The sequence below is a fragment of the Dickeya sp. NCPPB 3274 genome (assembly GCF_000406205.1).
In the GTDB taxonomy this organism is placed as follows: Bacteria; Pseudomonadota; Gammaproteobacteria; order Enterobacterales; family Enterobacteriaceae; genus Dickeya; species Dickeya fangzhongdai.
In genome coordinates, this window is record NZ_CM001979.1 from 1,810,902 (window position 1) to 1,832,683 (window position 21,782).

Below are 21,782 nucleotides of genomic sequence, written 5' to 3' on the forward strand. Positions count from 1 at the left end.
CCTATTGGGATAGGCTCTTAACCCATCGCTAACCAACAAGGACGCGTCATGGCCCGCTTTTTACTCAGTCGTTTTCTGCAAACCCTGATAACGCTGGCGGTCATGTCGGTGTTGGTGTTCGCCGGCGTGTATCTGGTCGGCAACCCGGTGGATTTGCTGTTGGGCAGCAACGCCACCCCGGCTGAGCGCGAGGCGGTGATCCGCGCGTTTGGGCTGGATAAAACCCTGTGGCAACAGTACCTGCTGTTTGTGACCCACGCGCTGCAGGGCGATTTGGGCAACTCCTTCATTTTCAACCAACCGGCGCTACACCTGATTTTGCAACGCATGCCCGCCACGCTGGAGCTGGCGCTGGTGGCGTTTCTGCTGTCACTGCTGATCGGTATTCCGCTGGGGGTGTTCGCCGGCCTGCGGCCGGACAGCCTGGCGGCGAAATCGGTGATGACGGTATCGATTCTGGGCTTTAGCCTGCCGACCTTCTGGATCGGCATGATGATGATCATGCTGTTCAGCGTGAAGCTGGGGTGGCTGCCGTCGTCGGGGCGGGGCGACACCGTGACGGTGGCGGGCGTGCCGCTGAGTCTGCTGACGGTGGATGGCTGGCAGCACCTGCTGCTGCCGGCGCTCAATCTGGCGTTGTTCAAGATTTCGCTGATTATCCGCCTGACCCGCGCCGGCGTGCGCGAATGCCTGCAACAGGACTACGTGCGTTTTGCCCGCGCCAAAGGGTTATCGGAGCGTCGCATTCTGTTTGTGCACGTGTTGAAAAACACGTTGATCCCGCTGATTACGGTGATCGGTCTGGAACTGGGCGCGCTGATCGCCTTTGCGGTGGTGACCGAAACCATTTACGCCTGGCCGGGGATGGGCAAACTGATTATCGATTCCATCGCGGTGCTGGACCGGCCGGTGATTCTGGCCTACCTGATGATGACGGTGGTGATGTTCAGCCTGATCAATCTGTTGGTGGATGTGCTGTACGCGGTGGTGGATCCGCGCATCCGGTTAGGAGGAGGGCAATGAGCATGTCGGGACGCTCGGTACATACCCCATCGGCCGCGCCGCCGGCGCGTTCGGCGTTGGCGCGTACGCTGTCGATGCTGTTTCATGACCGGCTGTCGCGGCTGGGGCTGGTTACGCTGACATTGATTGTGGCGCTGGCGCTGCTGGCGCCCTGGATTGCGCCGCAGAATCCCTATGACCTGACCCAACTGATGATCATGGATAACCGTCTGCCGCCGGGCTCAACCGGCATGGGCGGGCTGACTTACTGGCTCGGCACCGACGATCAGGGGCGTGATTTGCTGAGCGCCATTCTCTACGGCACCCGCACCAGCCTGACAGTCGGCGTCAGCAGCGCGCTGGTGGCGCTGGTCATCGGCATGGCCGCCGGTATGTTGAGCGCCTGGCTGGGCGGCAAAACCGACGCGCTGCTGATGCGTATCGTCGATATCCAGCTTAGCTTTCCGCCGATTCTTATCGCCCTGATCCTGCTGGCGGTGCTGGGGCAGGGCGTGGATAAAATTATTCTGGCGCTGGTGATCACCCAGTGGGCGTATTACGCCCGCACCATCCGCGCTTCCGCCCTGTTGGAAAGTCGCCGCAATTATGTGGATGCGGCGCGCGGCATGGCGTTTTCCGCTCCGCGCATTCTGTTCCGCCATATGCTGCCCAATTGCTTGCCGCCGTTGATTGTGGTCGCCACCATGCGCATCGCCTACGCCATCATGCTGGAGGCGACGCTGTCGTTTCTCGGCATTGGCCTGCCGATTACCGAACCGTCGCTGGGGTTGCTGATCGCCAACGGGTTTGACTATCTGCTGTCCGGAGATTACTGGATCAGCCTGTTCCCCGGCGTGATGCTGCTGTTGCTGATTGTGGCGATCAACCTGATCGGCGACGCCCTGCGTGATGCGCTGAATACCAGACAAGAGGAGTGAGGCGTGAATCAGCCGGTGCTGTGCGTTGAACAACTGAATACCGCCTTTCGGGTCAACGGTGAGTGGCTGAAGGTGGTGCAGGATCTATCGTTTGACATTGGCGAACGGGAAACCGTGGCGCTGGTGGGCGAGTCCGGCTCCGGTAAAAGCGTCACCGCGCTGTCCATCATGCGCCTGCTGGCCGGGCCGCAGGTGCACACCACCGGACGAGTGCTATTCGACGGCCGTGACCTGCTGGCGCTGCCCGCCCGCGAGATGCAGCGCATCCGCGGCAACCATATCGGCATGGTGTTTCAGGAGCCGATGACCAGTCTCAACCCGGTGCTGAAAATCGGCACCCAGATTACCGAAGTCTTGCGGCGCCATCGGGGAATGGACCACGCCAGCGCCCGGGCGGAAGCGGCGCGTCTGCTGGAAAAAGTGCGCATCCCCGCCGCCCGCTCCCGGCTGGACGAGTATCCGCTTAGCTTTTCCGGCGGCATGCGCCAGCGGGTGGTGATCGCCATTGCGCTGGCCTGCAACCCCCGCTTGCTGATTGTCGATGAACCGACCACGGCGCTGGATGTCACCATTCAGGCGCAAATTCTGGCGCTGATCAAAACGTTGCAGGACGAGGAAGGCATGTCGATTCTGTTCATCACCCACGATATGGGGGTGGTGGCGGAAGTGGCCGACCGCACGATGGTGATGTACCACGGCGAAGGGGTGGAAATGGCGGACACTCGCCAACTGTTTCGCGCGCCGCAGCACCCGTACAGCAAGACGCTGTTCTCCGCGGTGCCGCGACTGGGCGAAATGGCTGATAGCCGTCTGCCGCGGCGGTTTGCGTTGTTTGGGCAGTCCGCGGCGGCGAGCGAACCGCTGGCCGACACGGTAACGCCGGGAGAGCCGGTGCTGGCGGTGCGCGATCTGATCAAGCGTTTTGACGTGAAAAGCGGCTGGCTACGGCGGGTGACCGGCCGGGTGCATGCGGTGGAAAAGGTTTCTTTCAGCCTGCAACCGGGGGAAACCCTATCGCTGGTGGGGGAGTCCGGTTGCGGCAAGTCCACCACCGGGCGCGCCATTCTGCGGTTGCTGGAGCCGAACGGCGGCGCGGTGTCGCTGTGCGGCGAGAACATGCTGGCGGCCGGCGCGTCGGCGCTGGCCGGATTGCGGATGCGGGCGCAGATGATTTTTCAGGACCCGTACGACAGCCTCAACCCACGGTTGACCGTGGGCAGCGCGATCGCCGAACCGATGATCAGCCACGGCCTGGCGTCAGCGCGACAGGCGCCGCAAAAAGTGGCGGAACTGTTGGAGAAGGTGGGATTGCAGGCCGACATGGCCGACCGCTATCCGCATCAGTTTTCCGGCGGTCAGCGTCAGCGTTTATGCATCGCGCGGGCGCTGGCGCTCAATCCGCAGGTGATTATCGCCGACGAAGCGGTGTCCGCGTTGGACATGACCGTCAAGGCGCAAATCGTCAACCTGCTGCTCGATTTGCAACAGCAACTGGGGCTGGCCTACCTGTTTATTTCTCACGATATGGCGGTAGTCGAGCGCATCAGTCATCGGGTGGCGGTGATGTATCAGGGCGAAATTGTGGAGATCGGCCCGCGTCAGGCGGTATTCAACGATCCGCAGCACCCGTATACCCGCCGCCTGCTGGCCGCCGTGCCGGTGCCCGATCCGGAAAAGCGCGTGCTCAGATCGACGCAGGCCGATGAACTGCACAGCCCGCTGCGCCCGGCTGACTATCAGCCGCCGATGCGCCGTTATCAGCAGGTTGGCGACGGCCATCTGGTGCTAGTATCCTGAGCGATAAAGCAGCGTGTGGCGCCTGCCATACGCTGGGATGACGCATCGCGCCGCCGGCATGAAGAGGCCTATCAGCATGAATCGCAGACGTTTTCTGACCGCCATCACCCTTTCTGCCGTCGCGCTGAAAATCGCGGGCGCGTTCGGTGTGCCGTTGCCGGCGTCGCGCCCCCGCATCCCACTGTGGCATGACTCGCCGCCGGGCGGCGGCGGGCCCTCCGGCGCGCAGCGGTTGAGCGCCAGAGGCGCGCTCAGCCAGATCGCTTCTCCCTATCTTGAGGTGTTTTCGCCGGAAAAACCTAACGGTCAGGCCATACTGGTGGCGGCCGGCGGCGGCTATCAGCGTATCGAGATGGGCAAAGAGGCCTGGCCGGCAGCGGCCTGGCTGGCGGAGCAGGGTTATACCGCCTATGTGCTGGCGTACCGTTTGCCCGGCGAAGGCTGGCATGACGGCAACCGGGTAGCGTTGCAGGATGCCCAGCGCGCGTTGCGCCTGATTCGCCATCGCGAGCAGCGTGTCGGCGTGCTGGGATTTTCGGCGGGCGGGCATTTGGTGGGCATGGCGGCGCTCAGACACGACGTCGCTTATGCGCCGCAGGACGCGCTTGATACCCTCCCACTTCAGGTTGACCATGCCGCGCTGATCTACCCGGTGATTACGCTGGAAAAACCCTATCAGCACACCGCCACCCACCGGGAACTGGTGGGGCGTAACGCCACGCCGGCGGCGGAATCCGCATGGTCGGTGCAGTCCTACGTATCGCGGCGCTCGCCGCCGTTCTTTCTGGTGCAGGCTGACGATGATCCGGTGTCCGACCCGCACAATACCCTGATCATGGCGCAGGCCTGCCGGCGTGCACAGGTGCCGGTGGAGATGCGACGTTACCCGGTCGGCGGACACGGTTTTGGGCTGGGTGAGCCGGGCACGCCGGTAGCGGCCTGGCCGTCGGCCTACCTGAGCTGGCTGCGCCGTCAGAATCCAGCCGTCGCTGCTGAAAAGGAGCATATAGCATGAGAATAATGATACCGACGGGCGTGGTTCGATGGGGGCTGGGGGTACTCGCCGTCGGCCTGATCACGTCGGCGCAGGCTGGCGAATCGTTTTGTCTGGCGGTAAAAGCGCCGTCAAAATCCGCCCTGTTGTCGACCGCCTCCCGCCCGCCGTCGCCGCAACCGCAGGCGATACCGGTCATGCACACCGAAGGCACGCTGCCGCATCAGGGCATTTATGATATGTCCAACGCGGCCAGGCGCGACTTTGGTTACATGCGCGATCTGGCGCTGGCGTGGCGCATGGCTGGGGATGCGGCGTCGCTGTCACGGCTGGCGGTTTATCTGGACGACTGGATCAAGACTTACCGCCTGAGCTTCAATCCTATTGATGAAACCAGCCTTGACGGGCTGATTGACGCCTATCAGCTGACCCGAAACGACCTGCCGGAAGCCACGCGGGAGCGTACCCGCCGTTTTCTGAACGACCTGACGACGGGGTATCTGCAACGGATGCAGGCGCATCAGCAGGATAAACGCGGCACCTGGAACAATAACTGGCAAAGTCACCGCGTCAAGCTGGTGACGATGGGGGCGGCCGCGCTGGACGATACCCGCCTGATGGCGGCGGCGCAGCAGGCCTTTGTGCGCCAGTTGAACGCCAATGTCCGCACCGATGGCGAAGTGCTGGATTTCAGCCAGCGCGATGCGCTGCACTATGTGGTGTATAACCTGGAGCCGTTGGTGCGCGCCGCGCTGGCCGCTCGCACGCAGGGGCATGACTGGCTTGATCTGAAAGGCCGTGACGGGCAAAGTCTGCGCGCTGCGCTGGCGTGGCTCAAACCTTACGCCGACGGCGCGAAGACCCACGAAGAATTTGCCCGCACCACGGTGCGTTTTGATATCGAGCGTCGGCAGGCCGGGGTGTCGGGATTCGACGGATTATGGCCGGCCAAAACCGCGGCCGCCCTGTACTGGTCGGCCAGCCTGCTGGATGAGAGCTACCTGGAGACCGCCCGCAAACTCAATGCTACGCCGCCCAGATGGCTATGGGCGGCGGCATCGTGCCGGTGAGTTCGTCGGCGCGCGTTATCCGGTGGGGTTAGCCAGCCAGCAACTGGCCGTAGCGGGCGAGGTCGACGTTGCCGCCGCTGATGATCACGCCGACGCGTTTCCCCCGCAGTTCGTGCTGGCAGGCGCGGGCGGCGGCAAAGCCGAGGCAGCCGGTCGGTTCCACCACCATTTTCATCCGCTCGGCGAAAAAGCGCATTGCCGCGATCAGTTCATCATCACTGACGGTCAGAACGTCATCCACGTTGGCGCGAATCAGCGCGAACGTATACTGGCCCAGATACTGCGTTTGAGCGCCGTCGGCAAGGGTGTTGGGTGTATCGATACGCACGATGCGGCCGGAACGAAAGGACTGCTGGCCGTCGTTGCCGGCTTCGGGTTCGACGCCGTACACCCGGCAGTTGGGCGACAGACGCCGCGCCGACAGCGCCGAACCGGACAGCAACCCGCCGCCGCCCAGACAGACAAACAGCGCATCCAGTTCGCCTACCTCTTCAAACAACTCCTTGGCCGCGGTTCCCTGACCGGCGATAACCTGCGGATGGTCGTAGGGGGGAATCAGCGTCATACCGTGCTGTTGCGCCAGCTCGCGGCCGATGGCTTCACGGTCTTCCGTGTAGCGGTCATAGGTAACCACCTGCGCGCCGTACCCTTTGGTCGCGGCGATTTTGGCGGCGGGGGCGTCCTGCGGCATGACGATGGTGGCCGGGATTCCGAGCAATTTTGCCGACAGGGCGATCGCCTGCGCGTGGTTGCCGGAAGAGAATGCCACCACGCCGGCGGCTTTCTGCTCATCGGTAAATTGCAGCAACGCGTTCATCGCGCCGCGAAATTTGAACGCGCCCATGCGCTGAAAGTTTTCGCATTTGAAGTAAAGTTCCGCGCCGAACGCATCGTTGACGGTACGGGAGGTGAGAACCGGCGTGCGGTGAGCATAACCAGCAATCCGGTCGCTGGCGGCGGCGACGTCGTCATAAGAAGGCAGAACAATCGGGTTCATGGCGGTACCTGTGCGTAAACGATTTATCCAGTTTTAAACAAAATGTCTTGTTTTTTTATAGCTTGTATTTTGGGCGTTGCCAACCGTTTTTAGCGGGCTGACGGGCTGCCCGGTCGGACGAGAGTCGGGCTGGGTTTGACATAATGTCTATTTATAAATATTTTATCCAAAAATGAGTCGATGAAAGGATAAACAGAATGACGGATCTGCCTGATTCGCTACTGTTTGAGCAGCTTAGCGCCATTGCGGAAGGGCTGGGGGAGACGTTCGCGCCGTTTTGCGAAGTGGTGATCCACGACCTGAAAAACCCGGAACACGCCATTCTGGCTATTTACAACAACCTGTCCGGGCGGGAAGTGGGGCAACCGGCGACCGAACTGGGGCTGGCGCGTATCGCATCGCCGGAGTTTCCCCGTATCGTGGCTAATTACGCCAACCAGTTCGCCGATGGCCGGCCGGTGAAAAGCACCTCGATCGGCATCAAGGACGCCAGCGGCGAGTATGTTGCGTCGCTGTGTCTCAATGTCGATATGACGCTGTTTCGCGGCATCCAGCATGCATTCGCCCGCTTCAATCAGGTCAGTACCGGCGTGCTTAACGAGAGCCTGGAACCGTCTGGTTCCGAAGCGATTCGTCAGCGCATCGATCAGTTTGCGGCGCGTCTGGCGACCACGCCGCGCGCGCTTAAAGCGCCGGAACGGCGCCAGTTGATTCAGGAACTGCGGGAAAATGGCTTGCTCGATGTGAAAAAATCCATGGAAACCATCGCCCAGCATCTGGGGATTTCTCGCGCCTCGGTTTACAGCTATGCCAAATAATTCCCGCGGGGCCGGATAATCACGGCCATGTCGGCAAACGCGGCCTGCCCGCCGCGTTTGCCGATGATGCGCGGGCGAGGTTAAGGTTAGACGTTAAGGTCAAAAGCGCTTAGGGCGCGTCGTGTTCCCTTTACAGCATCGGCTGACCGTGAGCGCGATAACGAAAAAGACGCCGCTGATCGCAATAAACAGCCCCCAGAACCAGGGGACGATGTCACGAGAATGGAAATAGTCGAAAAGGATGCCGTTCAGGGTGTAGCCGAGGCCGACGCCAGTCATCGAAAATAACCCCAGCAAGCCCATGACGGTGCCGTTGGCGTTTGCCGGCGCATTGGCTATTGCTTGTGCGTCTATCATTACCGTGAAAAACACCTCGGCGATGCTGAAGAAAAATATTCCAATGGCGTAAAAAACCAGTTGTAACGGGGAGTTTATTAATGACGAAATAGCAATCAGAATAAAGGCGATGGAAAAAACCAGAAAACCATAGGAAAGCTCAATAGCGGCTGTTTTTACTCTACTGATAATAAACAGGTTTGAAAAGATTACGGTGATCGCATTAATGGTAAATGTCATTCCGGATGCCAGCAATGAAATATTCAGAGAGGAATAAAGCGGAAATACCAATTCGAGAAAGGTATAGAAATAAAAAAAGCATAATTGCATCAGAAATAGCGGCCGTATATTGACCTGCCGGAGCATTGATAGCCATTGCCAGGGCGATGCCCGTTCGCGATCGACATTATAACCGCGGAAATTGGATAGCGTAATCAGGTAGATTATCGCGACCGCCACCAGACAGGCGGCGTTGGCGTAGCACAGAAAAGCGAAATCATAACCCATCATCAGGTAACCAAATAGCGGACCGGCTGCCACCCCCATATTGATCGCCAGGCCGATAAACGCGAAGGCTTTCATGTCGCTGTCAATGAGTTCAAGCATGGCTTTCTTGCTGGCTATCATGCCGCATGCCAGACCGACGCCGCTGATCAACGCGGACGCGACTAATCCGGCAAAGGTATGGGCATCCGCCAGCAGGATTAACCCGATGATACGCAAGGCAATGCCCAGCAGCGCCACCTTTTTGGCGCCGATGTGGTCGGCCATCATGCCGGCGGGCAAGGTGAGCCCCTTTTCAAGGGTGGCGCGTAGCATCAATAATAGTGAAACTTGAAGTACGCCCATCCCCAGGGTCTGGTATAAATGCACAACGTAATAGGGGATAATAAAAAATGACGATAATACAGATAAAAATGTCCCTGATAGCAAAAACCAGGATTTATTGTGTAATAATACATTTTTTGTGAATAAAAACTTCATTATGGATAACCCTGTGATTTTCAAACCTGTGGAAAATTTATAATCTATGAAATGACTTCCAATTTATGGCGTTATTTTCAATCTATATGGCGCCAAACGGCTGCGGCGATAATATAGATGGAGAATGTGGTGCATGAGCGTAAACGACGATAATTTCATGCTGTGGGATTTCTCTTATTCATTTAAGCTTTTTGTTAAATCCTGTTCTCTGGTGTTTTTAAGTGTGACCTTATTTATAAAGTTAATAACAGCGATGGCGCGGATGCCGTTGCGAGGTCTTTTTTCCGATAACCGTGGCGATGTATCGAATACCTGACCGGGCGGCGCGGCAGGTTGTTATTTAACCATTTACAGCGAGCGTGCTTTGTCATGCGCCGTCCTGACGGTTTACGTGTCGGGCGAATGGTTTGACGGAGAACCGGATAAGCGCCTGATTGTTAAATCGAGCCAGACAGCAGGGAAATGACGCCGATTTAATCATTGGTCACAGGATGCGGATCAATTGCCATAGGAAAATGGTGGATAAATGACCGGTGGTCTATGCTTTTCAAAACAGGAAGATGCGACGGATGACGTGAGACACATATTTTTCTTTTTGATGGTGTATAAGAAGTAAGAGCTATTTGAAGCGCGCCAGCAATCGCGTAGAGTGAGGTGGCAGGGTATTGCCCTGATTTGCCTGCATTACTGATGTTGCCTTGTAACCACACAATTAATAATTATTTGCATTGAGGACAGAATGGATAAATTTCAAAGAGAGATTGAGGAGAGAACCAATCTTACCTCATCCAACAAGTTTGAATTGTTATTGTTCCGTTTAGGGTCGGCTACCGGTGAAGGGCCATCCGAGCTGTTCGGCATCAATGTGTTCAAGCTTCGTGAAATCGTTCCGATGCCAACCTTGACCAAGGCTGCGGGTATGACACCGCCGATGCTTGGCATGATTAATATTCGCGGGCAGATTATTCCCGTTATCGATCTTCCGGCGGTAGTGGGATGTGCGGCGAGTACCGGTCGCAATATCCTGCTGGTGACGGAATATGCACGCAGCACCCAGGCTTTTGCCGTCGAATCGGTTGATGACATTGTTCGTCTGGACTGGAGTCAGGTAAATACCGCCGAAGCGGGCGTCAGCAACACCTATATCACCAGTATTGCGCGTCTGGACAGCGATCCGTCGAGTAACCGTCTGGCGCTGGTGCTGGATGTCGAACAGATTCTGCACGACATTATTCCGACCGAGCGCGAGATTAAGATTGAAAGCGTAGAAGCCAAAACCTTCAACCTGAAGCCCGGTGCGGTGGCGATTGTCGCCGAAGACTCCAAAGTCGCGCGAACGATGCTCGAAACGGGGCTGAAGGTGATGAATATTCCGTACATCATGCATATCACCGGACTGGAAGCCTGGAACAAGATCAAGGCGATGGCGCAGGAAGCGCAGGCGGAAGGCCGGCCCATTTCGGACAAGATTGCCTTTGTGCTGACCGATCTGGAAATGCCGGAGATGGATGGATTTACGCTGACGCGCAATATCAAGCGTGATGAAGTGCTTAAGAGCATCCCGGTGATTATTCACTCTTCACTGTCCGGCACCGCTAATGAAGACCACGTACGTAATGTGGGCGCGGATTCGTATGTGGCGAAATTTGAAATCAATGAACTGGCCGCCGCGATTCACAGCGTGGTGGATCGTGTGAAACCGGCATCAGCCAAATAAAGTAACTCCTGCTCGGCCCCGGACTGTTTATCCGGAACGGGGCCGATATTCTCACTACGTATCAGGCGGTGTGGACTCCTGCTGATATTCCCCGTTAGCGTCTGCACGCTGTTCCCTGCTCATCCACGATGGCGTTTTTCTGCTCTTGCTACCGTCTTTGCCACCATCAGGTTTTTCGCCGTCAACAATACGGCTGCGTTAAAAGCGCCAGCTCGATCACAATTTGCATTACATGAGAGCGTTGTGGAAAACCGCGGCCCGCGTGCGCTGGCGCGGTAATCACCTGGGGCGTGCCACTGATCTTTACTCTAAAGCTAATGATTGCGATACCGGCTTTATTGAAGCGGCATCGGCCGGGGAACATACTTTAACCAGACCAAGGCAAATCAAAATGATGAGCTGAATCAGGAGGTTAATAATGTTGTCTGGGCAAACGTCACCGCGGCTCTGGAATACGCGCCGCAGTGAAAAACAACGACGCAAGGCGTCGATACCCGTCCCGGGCAAGGTGCTTCCCACGGAACATCTTGCCGCTATGCTGGAAAAGCTGATCGCTCCCGGCGATAAGGTGGTGCTGGAAGGCAATAACCAGAAGCAGGCTGATTTTCTCTCCCGCATGCTGGCGGAGGTCAATCCGCAAAAAGTGCATGATTTGCATATGATCATGCCGAGCGTCGGGCGCAGCGAACATCTGGATATCTTTGAAAAAGGCATCGCCCGCAAGCTCGATTTTTCCTTCTCGGGCACGCAGAGTCTGCGTATTTCGCAACTGCTGGAGGATGGCACGCTGGAAGTCGGCGCCATCCATACCTATATCGAACTCTATTCCCGCCTGTATGTCGACCTTATCCCCAATGTGGCGCTGGTGGCGGGGTATAAAGCCGATCGCAAAGGCAACCTGTACACCGGCCCCAGCACCGAAGACACGCCGGCGCTGGTCGAAGCCGCCGCGTTCCATGACGGTATCGTCATCGCTCAGGTCAATGAGCTGGTGGACGACGAAACGGACCTGCCGCGCGTCGATATTCCCGGTTCCTGGATTGATTACGTGGTGGTCGCCGACAAGCCGTTCTTTATCGAGCCGCTGTTTACCCGCGACCCGCGCTTGATCAAACAAGAGCACATCCTGATGGCGATGATGGCTATCAAGGGCATTTACGCCGAGCATCAGGTGCAGTCGCTCAACCACGGCATCGGTTTCAACACCGCGGCGATTGAGCTGCTGCTGCCGACCTACGGCGAGCGTCTGGGGCTGAAAGGTAAAATCTGTAAGCACTGGACCCTCAACCCGCATCCCACCCTGATTCCGGCGATTGAAAGCGGCTGGGTCGACAGCGTCCACTGCTTTGGCGGCGAACTGGGGATGGAAGCCTATATCGCCGCCCGGCCGGACGTGTTCTTCACCGGCGCCGATGGCTCGATGCGCTCCAACCGCGCGTTTTGCCAACTGGCGGGGCAGTACGCCGTGGACATGTTCATCGGTTCGACATTGCAGGTCGATGGACTGGGCAACTCGTCCACCGTCACCAAAGGGCGTCTTTCCGGATTCGGCGGCGCGCCCAACATGGGGCATGACCCGCACGGTCGCCGCCACGCCACGCCGGCATGGCTCGCCATGATTAACGAACCCGATCCGATGCAGCGCGGGCGCAAGCTGGTGGTGCAAATGGTGGAAACCTTCCAGGCCGGCGTCAAACCGACCTTTGTGGAAAAACTCGACGCGGTGGATGTGGCGAAAGCAGCCGGTATGCCGCTGGCGCCGGTGATGATTTATGGCGACGACGTCACCCATGTGCTGACCGAAGAAGGCATCGCCTATCTCTATCGCGCCGACAGTCTGGAGGAACGCCGGGCGATGGTAGCGGCGGTAGCCGGGATCACCGACATCGGGCTGGGAGTGGACGCGCAGCGCGTGGCGGAATTCCGCCGCAGCGGCAAGGTCGCCTACCCGGAAGATTTGGGGATCCGCCGTACCGAAGCGACCCGCTCGCTGCTGGCGGCCGGCAGCGTGGCCGATCTGGTGGAATGGTCGGGCGGCCTGTACAACCCGCCGGCGAAATTCCGGAGCTGGTAATGAAGCCGCAGCGACAGTCCGACGCGCACGGGTATGCGCAATGGCTGGCCGAGGCTGCGACGCGCTGCCTGATTGAGGAGGCGCGACTCAGCCCCAAGCCGGGGCTGGTCGATAGCCGCGGCAGCGGCGCGCATCAGGATTTAACGCTCGCGCTGATGGAGCGCTCCGCCCGCAGTTTGACCGACACGTTCCATGCGCTGGCGCTTGAGAGCTGGCAACGCCCGGCGGATGCCGCATTGCGTCAGCTGGTCGGTCGGGTAGGGCGCGAAGGCGAACAGCGCATGATGCTGGCGACCGGCGGCGTCAACACGCACCGCGGCGCGATTTGGGCGCTGGGGCTGCTGGTCAGCGCGACGGCGATGCTCGGCGGCGGCGACGACCCACAGGCTATCGCGGACACGGCGGCGCGTCTTGCCCGCCTGCCGGATAGCGCCGCGCCGACGGTGTTTAGTAAAGGACGACGGGCGACGCAGCGTTATCAGGTTCCCGGCGCGCGCGAAGAGGCGCAGCAGGGGTTCCCGCACATTACCCGACTGGCGCTGCCGCAGTTGCTGCGCAGCCGTCGGCAAGGCGCCGGTGAGGACGCGGCGCGTTTGGATGCGCTGATGAGCATCATGACCTCGCTGAGCGATACCTGCGTGTTGTCACGCGCCGGGCTGGACGGGCTGGAAACGATGCAACGCGGCGCGCGGGCGGTATTGGCGGCCGGCGGCGTGTCTCGTCCCACCGGGCGGCTGGCGCTGGCGCAACTGGATGCGCACATGCTGGCGCTGAACGCTTCGCCGGGCGGCGCGGCCGATCTGCTGGCCGCCACGCTATTGCTTGATGGTATCGCACAGCCATCTTTATACGATTAAGAGGGTGTTATGGAACACATTACATTGTCATTCCCGGCTACCCGCACGGCCAGCGGCAACGCGCTGGCGGGCGTGGTGGGGTCCGGTGATATGGAAGTGCTGTTGACGGCTGACGCCGGACAGACGCTCACCATCGACATCACCACGTCGGTGGATAACAGTCGGGCGCGCTGGCAGGCGCTGTTCGACCGGTTAAGTTCGCTCGGCGGTCTGCCTGCCGGCGCCATGAAGATTCATGACTTTGGCGCCACGCCCGGTGTGGCGCGCATCCGTATCGAACAGGTTTTTGAAGGGGTGAATCATGCGTGACGACCGCAGTTTTATCGAACTCAAAGCGCGGGAGCGCGCCCGCGCGCTGCTGGATGACGGCAGCTACCGCGAATTGCTTGACCCGTTTGACGGCATCGTCTCGCCGTGGCTGGGGCCGCAGGGCATTGTGGTGCAGTCCGACGACGGCATGGTGGTGGCGAAAGGCACGCTACAGGGCAAACCAACGGTGGTGATCGCCATTGAAGGGGCGTTTCAGGGCGGCAGCATGGGAGAAGTCTCTGGTGCCAAAATGGCCGCCGCGCTGGAACTGGCGGCGGACGATCAGCGCAAGGGCATTCCGACGCAGGCGATCTTGTGTCTGGAAACCGGCGGCGTCCGGTTGCAGGAGGCCAATCTGGGGCTGGCGGCGATCGCCGATATCCACGCCGCCATCGTCGACCTGCGTCGTTACACGCCGGTGATCGGCATCATCGCCGGTACGGTAGGTTGCTTTGGCGGCATGTCGATCGCCGCCGCGCTGTGCAGCCACCTGATCGTCACCCGCGAGGCGCGTCTCGGGCTCAATGGCCCGCAGGTGATTGAACAGGAAGCGGGGATTGCCGAGTACGACTCACGCGACCGTCCCTTTATCTGGAGCATGACCGGCGGGGAAATCCGTCACCGCATCGGCCTGGCCGACAGTCTGGTGGCCGATGGCGTTAACGCCGTCAAACAGGCGGTGAATGACGCGCTCGCCAGCGGCGTTCCGGCGCAACACCGTTCGGATAACTATGCGTGGTATCTGGCGCGACTGACCGGCGCCGATACGCGGGTGCAGGCCGACACGCAACAGATCCAACAGCTTTTCGGGGAGGTAAACCCATGAGTCACGTAGCACATCGCGGCGCGTTATGGCTGGAAACGCTGGCGCCCGGTAAACCACGACTGGCCGGGCTGTGCCCGTCGGTACAGGCGGCTGACGGAAACATCGCCGGCGAACCGGTCCGTTTTATCGCCGTTGTTCCTGACGCGGATAACCACTACCCGCGCGCCGCGCAGGGCGAGGTGGGGCTGCTTGAAGGCTGGACGCTGGCGAAAGTGGTGCATGAGACTATCGCCGCGGACCGGCACAGCGATAACAAACGGCCGATTGTGGCGGTGATCGACGTGCCGAGTCAGGCGTATGGCCGCCGGGAAGAAGCGTTCGGCATCCATCAGGCGCTGGCGGCAGCGGCGGGCGCGTATGCGCAGGCTCGCCTCGCCGGGCATCCGGTCATCGGGCTGATCGTCGGCAAAGCGATGTCCGGCGCGTTTCTGGCTCACGGCTATCAGGCCAATCGGCTGATCGCCTTTAATGACCCTGCGGTGCAGATTCACGCGATGGGCAAGGCGTCCGCCGCGCGCATCACGCTCAGAAGCGTAGAGGAGCTGGAAAAACTGGCGGCCACTATCCCGCCGATGGCGTATGACATCCGTAACTACGCCACGCTGGGGTTGCTGTCGGCGTTGCTGGATGTCAGCAATCCGGATGCGCCGTCCGCCGACGATTCGGCGCAGGTGATTGCCGCGTTGCGGCAGGCGATTGTCGACGCTCGTCGCGACCAGTCATTGAAAACGCGACTGGGAGCGGACAACCGGCGCAGTTCTTCGCTGGTACGCGAACGGATGCGGGCGCAGTGGTAAGCCGCGTTCACGGGTAAGCCACGCGCTGGTGTCAGCGTCACCGGGGAAGTCCCTCGGGGATAGACCCACACAGGTAAGTAGTAGTCCCACACGGGTAAGTAAAGACCCACACGGGTAATAAGCCCCACACAGGTGGTCAGTCTCCTGGCTAACAAGGAGCGGCCGCCTAATATCGGTAAGCCAGTAAAGAGACCTGCCAGAAAAGGGTAATGGGCGTCATTAGATGCCCACAGCCGCCCTTTGTCTGAAAAAAACTATGCGGTGCCCCGCCACACGAATAATGGCGGGCATCGCCTAACCATCGCGCTGGAACTCATGCTCTTTTATTACAGGTGAATACGATATGACTTATGTAATTGTTCATGCCCTCGCGCCGATTTTTATCATCATGCTGCTGGGATTCTGGGCTGGCAAAGCCAAAATGGTGGATAACAAGAACGTTGCGCTGCTCAATATTTTCGTTATGGATTTTGCGCTGCCGGCGGCGTTGTTTAGCGCTACGGTGCAAACGCCCTGGTCCGGCATTGTCCAGCAGGCTCCGCTGATCGTGGTGCTGACGCTGGCGATGTGGGTAACCTATGCGGCCATTTATTTTCTGGCCGTCAAGGTGTTCCATAAAACGCCGCAGGACGCAGCGGTGCTGACGCTCACCGTGGCGCTGCCCAACTACGCGGCGCTCGGCCTGCCGATTCTCGGCAGCGTGCTGGGCGACGCTTCGTCTACCTCGCTGTCGGTGGCGGTGTCCATCGCCTGCGGTTCGGTGCTGATGACGCCGTTCTGTCTGCTGATTCTGGAACGTGAAAAAGCGCGGGTGTCAGGCGGCAGCCAGACCTCTACGCTGGCGATGCTGCCGGTGCTGATGTGGCGGTCGGTGAAAAAACCGATCGTACTCGGGCCGTTGCTGGGCGTAGTGTTGTCGGCCATTGGCATCCACATGCCGGAGCTGCTGCTGGCGGCGATCAAACCGCTGGGGTTATCCGCCACGGCGACCGCGTTGTTCCTGACCGGCGTTATTCTTTCGGCGCGTCAACTGAAGATCAACAGCATGGTGACGACCGCGGTGTTGGCCAAGCTGTTGATTCAACCGGCGCTGGCATGGGCGGTGGTGATCGTGTTGGGGTTGCACGGCGCGGTGGCGCTCACCGCGATTTTGATGATTGCCCTGTCCGCCGGCTTTTTCGGTGTGGTTTTCGGTAACCGGTTTGGCGTGCAGTCGCCGGATGCGGAAGCGGTACTGCTATTGAGTTCGGTACTCTGTATCCTGTCGCTGCCGCTATTTATTACGCTGACATCAGGAATCTGAAGCATGGTAACGACACGTCCGCACGATCTGTTATGGCTGGCGTCCCGCGAGGCGCTGGAAGGCATCGACGCGCCCTGGGTGGACAGCCAATGGCGACCGGCCTTGCCGGTGGTGGTGCGGCGTGACGTTGACCCGGCCGGGCGTATTCCGGTCGGGGTGCGCGGCATGCGCCGGGACCAGCGTGCCGCCGGGTGGGCGGCGGCGGACCATATTGTACGCACGGTGACGCCGGAAATGCTGGGTGAGCTGTCCGCACTGCTGGCATCGCCGTTTGTGTCGCAACCGCCGGTACAGCTCGCGATTCAACTGGCGCAGCAGCGCTGGCCGTGGCAGTGGGGGGTAACCGGCAGCGTAGGATACGCGCTGGCGACGCAGATGCCGGTGCTGCATGCCGACAGCGACCTGGACCTGCTGATTCGCGCGCCCAAGGCGCCGGACCGCGAGGTCCTGCGGGACTGGCAGCAACAATTGTCGTCGGGACTGTGTCGGGCCGATACGCAAGTGGAAACGCCCAACGGCGGTTTCGCGCTGGCTGAGTGGCTGAGAGACGGGCAGGCGCTGTTGAAAACCGACCGCGGCCCGCGGCGGGTCAGCGACCCGTGGGCAATGGAGTGGTGAGATGAAGATTCTGTTTACCTTCCCCGGACAGGGGGCGCAGCATGCCGGTATGTTGCAGTCGCTGCCAGCCGACACCGGGGTGATGGATGACGCGGCGGCGGTGCTGGGCGACGAGGTTCGCCGGTTGGATAACCCGCAGGCGCTGTGTCATACCCGCGCGGTACAGCTGTGCCTGTTGATCACGGGCGTGGCCTGGGCCAGAGCGCTGATGGCGCGCGGCGTGCTGCCGGATATGGTCAGCGGCCTGTCGATTGGCGCGTTTCCGGCGGCGGTGATCGCCGGCGTGCTCCGCTTTGACGATGCGTTACGGCTGGTGGCGCTGCGCGGCGATCTGATGGAGCAGGCCTATCCGCAAGGGTATGGGCTCACCGCCATCATGGGGTTGAGCCAGTCGGAGGTGGAGGCGTTGCTGGTTGACAGCGGCGCGTATCTCGCCAACCTGAACGCCGAACGGCAAATCGTGATTGCGGGCAGCGATGAGAGCATGGCTCAGGTGGCGGAACGGGCGCTGCAACGCGGCGCCAGCCGGGCGCAGCGTCTGCGGGTCAGCGTGCCGTCGCATTGTGCGTTGCTGGATGCGCCCGCCAGACAACTGGCGGCGGCGTTTGCTTCGCTGCCGCTGTCGACGCCGCAATGCGGCTACCTGAGCGGCAGTTCCGCCCGGGCAATGTGGCAACCGGAACGTATCGCCGACGACCTGGCGCTAAACATGGCGCGTACCGTGCGCTGGCACGAAGCGATGGTTGCGGCGGAAGAGCGCGACGTGCGGCTGGCGATTGAGATGCCGCCGGGCGGCGTGTTGACCTGTCTGGCGAAGCAGGCGTTTAGCCGTGGCGAGGCGTTTTCTCTGGAGCGCAGCGGCATCGATGTGGTGGTCCACCGCGCCGGCCAGCTCAGGGCGCAGGGGTAGCGTTCAGGCCGCGGGCGTACATGCGGCCTTCCGCCACCAGCGCCAGCAGATTCGGGTCATGCTCGCGGTTGCGGGCGAACACGATGGCGATGAGCTGGCGCATCTGGTAGGGCGGCGCCAGTTTCAGCAACTGTACATCGTTCTCGTACACTTTTTTCATCCGCTCGGGGATGAGGGTAAAGCCGACGCCGGCCTGCACCAGACTCAGCATGGAGAAAATGTCGTCCACCCGTGTGACGATCTCCGGTTCGAACCCGGCGATATGAAACGCTTCCTGAAAACCGGCATAGGTGGCGAACCCTTCGGACAGCGAAACGAACCGTTGGTGATGGAAATCACGCAGGTCGGCCGGTTGACGGGTATCCAGCTTCGCGGCGGCCGGCGCCGCCAGACAGATGTCGTCTTCGAACAGCGGCAGAAATTCCAACTGGTTACGGTCGATGTTGCTGTCGGAGAGCGAGATAAGAATCGCGTCCAACTGTTGGTCATCCAGCATGGCGAGCAGGTGCTGATTCGACCCCATGGTTAAATCCAGCTCCAGATCCGGGCGGCGCAGCTTGACGCCCATAATCAGGCGCGGCACCGTTTCCAGCGTCAGCGAATACAGCGTCCCGATGCGCAAACGACCCTGACCAACCCCCGCGGTCTTGCGGGTTTCCTCCAGCCCCCGCTCCATCAGCAGCATCGCTTCCTGACTGTATTCCAGCAGCGTATGCGCCGCCGGCAGCGCCACCAGATTGCGCCCTTTATGGATAAACAGCGGGCAGCGCACCCCTTCCTCCAGCGTATGCAGCGCTCGATGCACGCTGACGCCGCTGAGCCCGAGGAGTTCGGCGGTGCGGGTGATGGTGCCGCTTTCCATGAACGTCTTGAAAATCTCAAGCTTGCGGAACGTAATGTCGCTGTCTTTTAACATATCGGACTCATTGCGTGATAGCGCGCGGATGTGAATGGGGTAACTGGTGGGGAATTGTACCTGTAATGCGTGGTAAAAGGGGAGTTAGGTTGCATCCTGCAATTAATTCAGTATGACTAGCGTGCATAACTGGCTGAGTGCCGGATTGTGGCCGCTGTGTTCAAACCTATTTTACTTAACCTACCGCATCCCGATATCTGGGCGGGTGTTACGACGGTTTCATCACCTGGTGGGTGTTGCTGTAAAATTTACAAGAAAATAAAAATACTGAAATGTGATTGTTAAATGGAAATATAAGGATTAAACGTTCAACACAATACCCCCCTTCGTGGAACACGAAATAATGGGGGGTAAATGTATGGCACTCAGTTAATGCTAGTCGGTGTGTTTGTCGAAAAGATTAAACGTTCTGAACACCCCACCGGTATTTTTGTCGCGAAGAATAACTTTTGAGTCAGCGTAAAATCCGATGTCGATTATTTCAGATGAAACTATCGAGTTACTTATATTTGAACTTCTCATGATCTGAGTGATGGGAAGTCCCCAGAAATGATGGTCTTTATAGGTGGGGTTATAATTAACCGCACTGATTCCAGAAAGAGACGCCTGATAATCTACCTGAACTTTCATCGATCCTCTGGATGCGACCAGCTCTGCTGTAACGGCCTGGCCTGGCTGTAGAGTAACCTGCAAGCCGGATTCAGTTCCTAACGTTATAGTCGTCGATTGTTCACCGCCAATTCCCCACGACTGTTCATACGATATAGATGACTCGCCCCCTCCACCCGTTCCCAGAAAGGATATGCCATACTTAACTTTCTGCCCTACGGTTAACTTTCCTCCGGTATTCCAGCTGGATTTTACGGTATTCTGAACACTTTGTGAGATTTTTACATTATAAACAGCAGGAACAGAGCTGTTATTAACAAAATCCTGTTCCATAACAATAACCGGTGTTGAGTTTTGGCTAATGACCCTTGTGCTTACCGGCTGTAAGGTTCTCATAACCTGCTGCCAATTGTAGGTCTTATATAAATCCCCCCAGGGCGTAGGGCTAGAAAGGTATGCATCATTCGGTTTTCTGCCAAAATAAACTTCAACCGCCCTCTTTAGCTGTTGATCGTTTAGCTGAAAAGTACCTCTTTCTTCATTGCTGATAACGGCAATATCATTTCCTGTAGCTGTGGCTATCGTTTGATGGTTGTCTGATGATGCAGTAATATCAACTTTTATTGACATGATAACGTTCCTTAATTTATGGGTTGTGAGTTTTCATCAACATGCATAATTAGGTTGTTTTCTTTTTCATTCGGATATTGATAGTGCTAATGCTATTACGCCGCGAATGTGTCAGTTGTCAGTCTATAAGTCGGATTATTTAATTTCTTTACATCAAATCTAATGTTTATCAGCATAGGTGTGTTTTTTTACAACGACAAATTTAAATTTATTATTTTTTGTTAGTCAGGAAAGAGTGTTAAGGCGTTAATTAAGTTTCTGCCATAATTTCAAGGAAAATAATTTATTTTCGTCAATGTGAAAAATATCTCATCAGGGCTGATATCGGGTGAGAAATTCTCTATTGGAGAAGAAAGACTGTCGATGTCGATTTTAACGACTGTAGAACAGTGTGACGTGATGTCCGTTGCCGCTGGAGCCTCGTTTGGCAGGCCCCAGCGAACCGTATCCGGTCAGTGTCGCGGTTTTCGTATTTTCGCGGCGCACTGCGCGATGATAAAAATCAGCGACTGAATCAGCACGATGCACGGCCCGGTTGCGCCATCAAGGAAATAGCTGAGCCAGGTGCCGAAAACCGACGAGAATGTGGCGCTGGTTACCGCTACCAGCATCATGGCGCTGAACCGTTTGCACAGCACAAACCCGGTAATGCCGGGGGTGATCAACATGGCGATCACCAGAATCACGCCGACGGCCTGCAGCGCGGCGACGATGGTCAGCGACAGCAGGGTCAACAGGCCATAATGCAGCAGTTTTACCGGCAAGCCGCAGACCTGCGCCTGCGTGGCGTCAAAGCAGTACAGCACCAGATCGCGCCATTTAATCAGGACGACGGCCAGCACCAATAGGCTAATCGCCAGCGTTTGCAGCAGTTCGTAGCGGGTGATCCCCAGCACGTTGCCAAACAGGATGTGGCTCAGGTGCTGTTCGGTATTGACGCGTGAAAACAGCACCAGACCGATGGCGAACATGCCGGAAAACAGAATCCCCATCACCGTGTCTTCTTTGATGCGGCAGCGCTCCTTCACATAGCCGGTAGCCAGCGCGCAAAACAAACCGGAGGCGAACGCGCCGATCGCCAACGGAATGCCCGCCAGCCAGGCCAGCACCACGCCCGGCAGCACGGCGTGGGAAACGGCGTCCCCCATCAGCGACCAGCCTTTGAGCACCATAAAACAGGAGAGCACCGCGCACACCATGCCGACCACGCCCGCCGCCAGCATGGCTTTGACCATGAACGGAAAGGCAAAGGGTTCGGCTAACAAGGTCAACCATTCCAT

At 58.7% G+C, this 21,782-nt stretch carries 20 protein-coding genes; 15 read left to right on the forward strand and 5 right to left on the reverse strand.

Annotated elements, in window-relative coordinates; translation table 11 throughout:
• Positions 1 to 48: 48 nt before the first annotated feature.
• The 5 genes from DXX3274_RS08595 (at position 49) to DXX3274_RS08615 (ending at position 5,801) form a co-directional block, all read left to right on the forward strand.
• A complete protein-coding gene (locus DXX3274_RS08595; protein WP_042859436.1) occupies positions 49 to 1,023 on the forward strand; it encodes an ABC transporter permease in 975 nt (324 codons plus the stop codon).
• Positions 1,020 to 1,940 carry an ABC transporter permease gene (locus DXX3274_RS08600; protein WP_084478740.1) on the forward strand — a complete coding sequence of 307 codons (921 nt, stop codon included), beginning with the start codon at positions 1,020 to 1,022 and terminating at the stop codon, positions 1,938 to 1,940. Before DXX3274_RS08595 ends, DXX3274_RS08600 begins: the two co-directional genes overlap by 4 nt.
• 3 nt (positions 1,941 to 1,943) lie before the next feature.
• Positions 1,944 to 3,737, forward strand: a complete 1,794-nt coding sequence (locus DXX3274_RS08605) for an ABC transporter ATP-binding protein (protein ID WP_042859437.1) — start codon at positions 1,944 to 1,946, stop codon at positions 3,735 to 3,737.
• A 76-nt stretch (positions 3,738 to 3,813) separates the two neighbouring features.
• A complete protein-coding gene (locus DXX3274_RS08610; RefSeq protein WP_042859439.1) occupies positions 3,814 to 4,752 on the forward strand; it encodes an alpha/beta hydrolase in 939 nt (312 codons plus the stop codon).
• Entirely contained in the window at positions 4,749 to 5,801 is a 1,053-nt protein-coding gene (locus DXX3274_RS08615) for an alginate lyase family protein (protein WP_042859440.1), read from the forward strand. The genes DXX3274_RS08610 and DXX3274_RS08615 overlap by 4 nt, the downstream gene beginning before the upstream one ends.
• Before the next feature lie 28 nt (positions 5,802 to 5,829).
• On the opposite strand, the gene DXX3274_RS08620 is transcribed toward DXX3274_RS08615, so the two are convergent.
• Positions 5,830 to 6,798 (reverse strand): threo-3-hydroxy-L-aspartate ammonia-lyase, encoded by a 969-nt coding sequence (locus DXX3274_RS08620; protein WP_042859441.1) that lies wholly within the window; start codon positions 6,796 to 6,798, stop codon positions 5,830 to 5,832.
• A gap of 197 nt (positions 6,799 to 6,995) precedes the next feature.
• Here DXX3274_RS08620 and DXX3274_RS08625 point away from each other — a divergent pair, with 197 nt between their 5' ends.
• Positions 6,996 to 7,616, forward strand: a complete 621-nt coding sequence (locus DXX3274_RS08625; protein ID WP_042859442.1) for a transcriptional regulator — start codon at positions 6,996 to 6,998, stop codon at positions 7,614 to 7,616.
• A gap of 99 nt (positions 7,617 to 7,715) precedes the next feature.
• On the opposite strand, the gene DXX3274_RS08630 is transcribed toward DXX3274_RS08625, so the two are convergent.
• The gene (locus tag DXX3274_RS08630) at positions 7,716 to 8,936 is read right to left on the reverse strand and encodes an MFS transporter (protein WP_071603929.1); all 1,221 of its coding nucleotides are present in this window, start codon (positions 8,934 to 8,936) and stop codon (positions 7,716 to 7,718) included.
• Positions 8,937 to 9,675: 739 nt separating this feature from the next.
• On the opposite strand from DXX3274_RS08630, the gene DXX3274_RS08635 reads away from it, so the two are divergent.
• The 9 genes from DXX3274_RS08635 (at position 9,676) to mdcH (ending at position 18,347) form a co-directional block, all read left to right on the forward strand.
• Complete coding sequence (locus DXX3274_RS08635) at positions 9,676 to 10,653, forward strand: chemotaxis protein (protein WP_042859444.1); 978 nt, start codon at positions 9,676 to 9,678, stop codon at positions 10,651 to 10,653.
• 418 nt (positions 10,654 to 11,071) lie between these two features.
• Positions 11,072 to 12,727, forward strand: coding sequence for a malonate decarboxylase subunit alpha (mdcA, locus tag DXX3274_RS08640; RefSeq protein ID WP_042859445.1), 1,656 nt, complete (start codon positions 11,072 to 11,074; stop codon positions 12,725 to 12,727).
• A complete protein-coding gene (locus tag DXX3274_RS08645) occupies positions 12,727 to 13,584 on the forward strand; it encodes a triphosphoribosyl-dephospho-CoA synthase (RefSeq protein WP_042859446.1) in 858 nt (285 codons plus the stop codon). The genes mdcA and DXX3274_RS08645 overlap by 1 nt, the downstream gene beginning before the upstream one ends.
• Positions 13,585 to 13,593: 9 nt before the next feature.
• Complete coding sequence (gene mdcC, locus DXX3274_RS08650; RefSeq protein WP_038659941.1) at positions 13,594 to 13,893, forward strand: malonate decarboxylase acyl carrier protein; 300 nt, start codon at positions 13,594 to 13,596, stop codon at positions 13,891 to 13,893.
• Positions 13,886 to 14,719: a biotin-independent malonate decarboxylase subunit beta gene (locus DXX3274_RS08655; RefSeq protein ID WP_042859447.1), complete on the forward strand. Its 834-nt coding sequence runs from the start codon at positions 13,886 to 13,888 to the stop codon at positions 14,717 to 14,719. Before mdcC ends, DXX3274_RS08655 begins: the two co-directional genes overlap by 8 nt.
• Complete coding sequence (gene mdcE, locus DXX3274_RS08660) at positions 14,716 to 15,516, forward strand: biotin-independent malonate decarboxylase subunit gamma (protein WP_042859448.1); 801 nt, start codon at positions 14,716 to 14,718, stop codon at positions 15,514 to 15,516. The genes DXX3274_RS08655 and mdcE overlap by 4 nt, the downstream gene beginning before the upstream one ends.
• A 343-nt stretch (positions 15,517 to 15,859) precedes the next feature.
• On the forward strand, positions 15,860 to 16,819 hold the full coding sequence (locus DXX3274_RS08665) for an AEC family transporter (protein WP_042859449.1): 960 nt from the start codon (positions 15,860 to 15,862) through the stop codon (positions 16,817 to 16,819).
• Positions 16,820 to 16,822: 3 nt separating this feature from the next.
• The gene (locus tag DXX3274_RS08670; RefSeq protein ID WP_042859450.1) at positions 16,823 to 17,437 is read left to right on the forward strand and encodes a malonate decarboxylase holo-ACP synthase; all 615 of its coding nucleotides are present in this window, start codon (positions 16,823 to 16,825) and stop codon (positions 17,435 to 17,437) included.
• A gap of 1 nt (position 17,438) precedes the next feature.
• Complete coding sequence (mdcH, locus tag DXX3274_RS08675) at positions 17,439 to 18,347, forward strand: malonate decarboxylase subunit epsilon (RefSeq protein WP_042859451.1); 909 nt, start codon at positions 17,439 to 17,441, stop codon at positions 18,345 to 18,347.
• On the opposite strand, the gene DXX3274_RS08680 is transcribed toward mdcH, so the two are convergent.
• From DXX3274_RS08680 to DXX3274_RS08690, 3 genes are all read right to left on the reverse strand, one after another.
• Positions 18,331 to 19,263: a LysR substrate-binding domain-containing protein gene (locus tag DXX3274_RS08680; protein WP_042859452.1), complete on the reverse strand. Its 933-nt coding sequence runs from the start codon at positions 19,261 to 19,263 to the stop codon at positions 18,331 to 18,333. The genes mdcH and DXX3274_RS08680 overlap by 17 nt on opposite strands.
• A gap of 375 nt (positions 19,264 to 19,638) precedes the next feature.
• Positions 19,639 to 20,502, reverse strand: coding sequence for an ETX/MTX2 family pore-forming toxin (locus DXX3274_RS08685; protein ID WP_042859453.1), 864 nt, complete (start codon positions 20,500 to 20,502; stop codon positions 19,639 to 19,641).
• A gap of 452 nt (positions 20,503 to 20,954) precedes the next feature.
• A complete protein-coding gene (locus tag DXX3274_RS08690) occupies positions 20,955 to 21,782 on the reverse strand; it encodes a metal ABC transporter permease (protein ID WP_042859454.1) in 828 nt (275 codons plus the stop codon).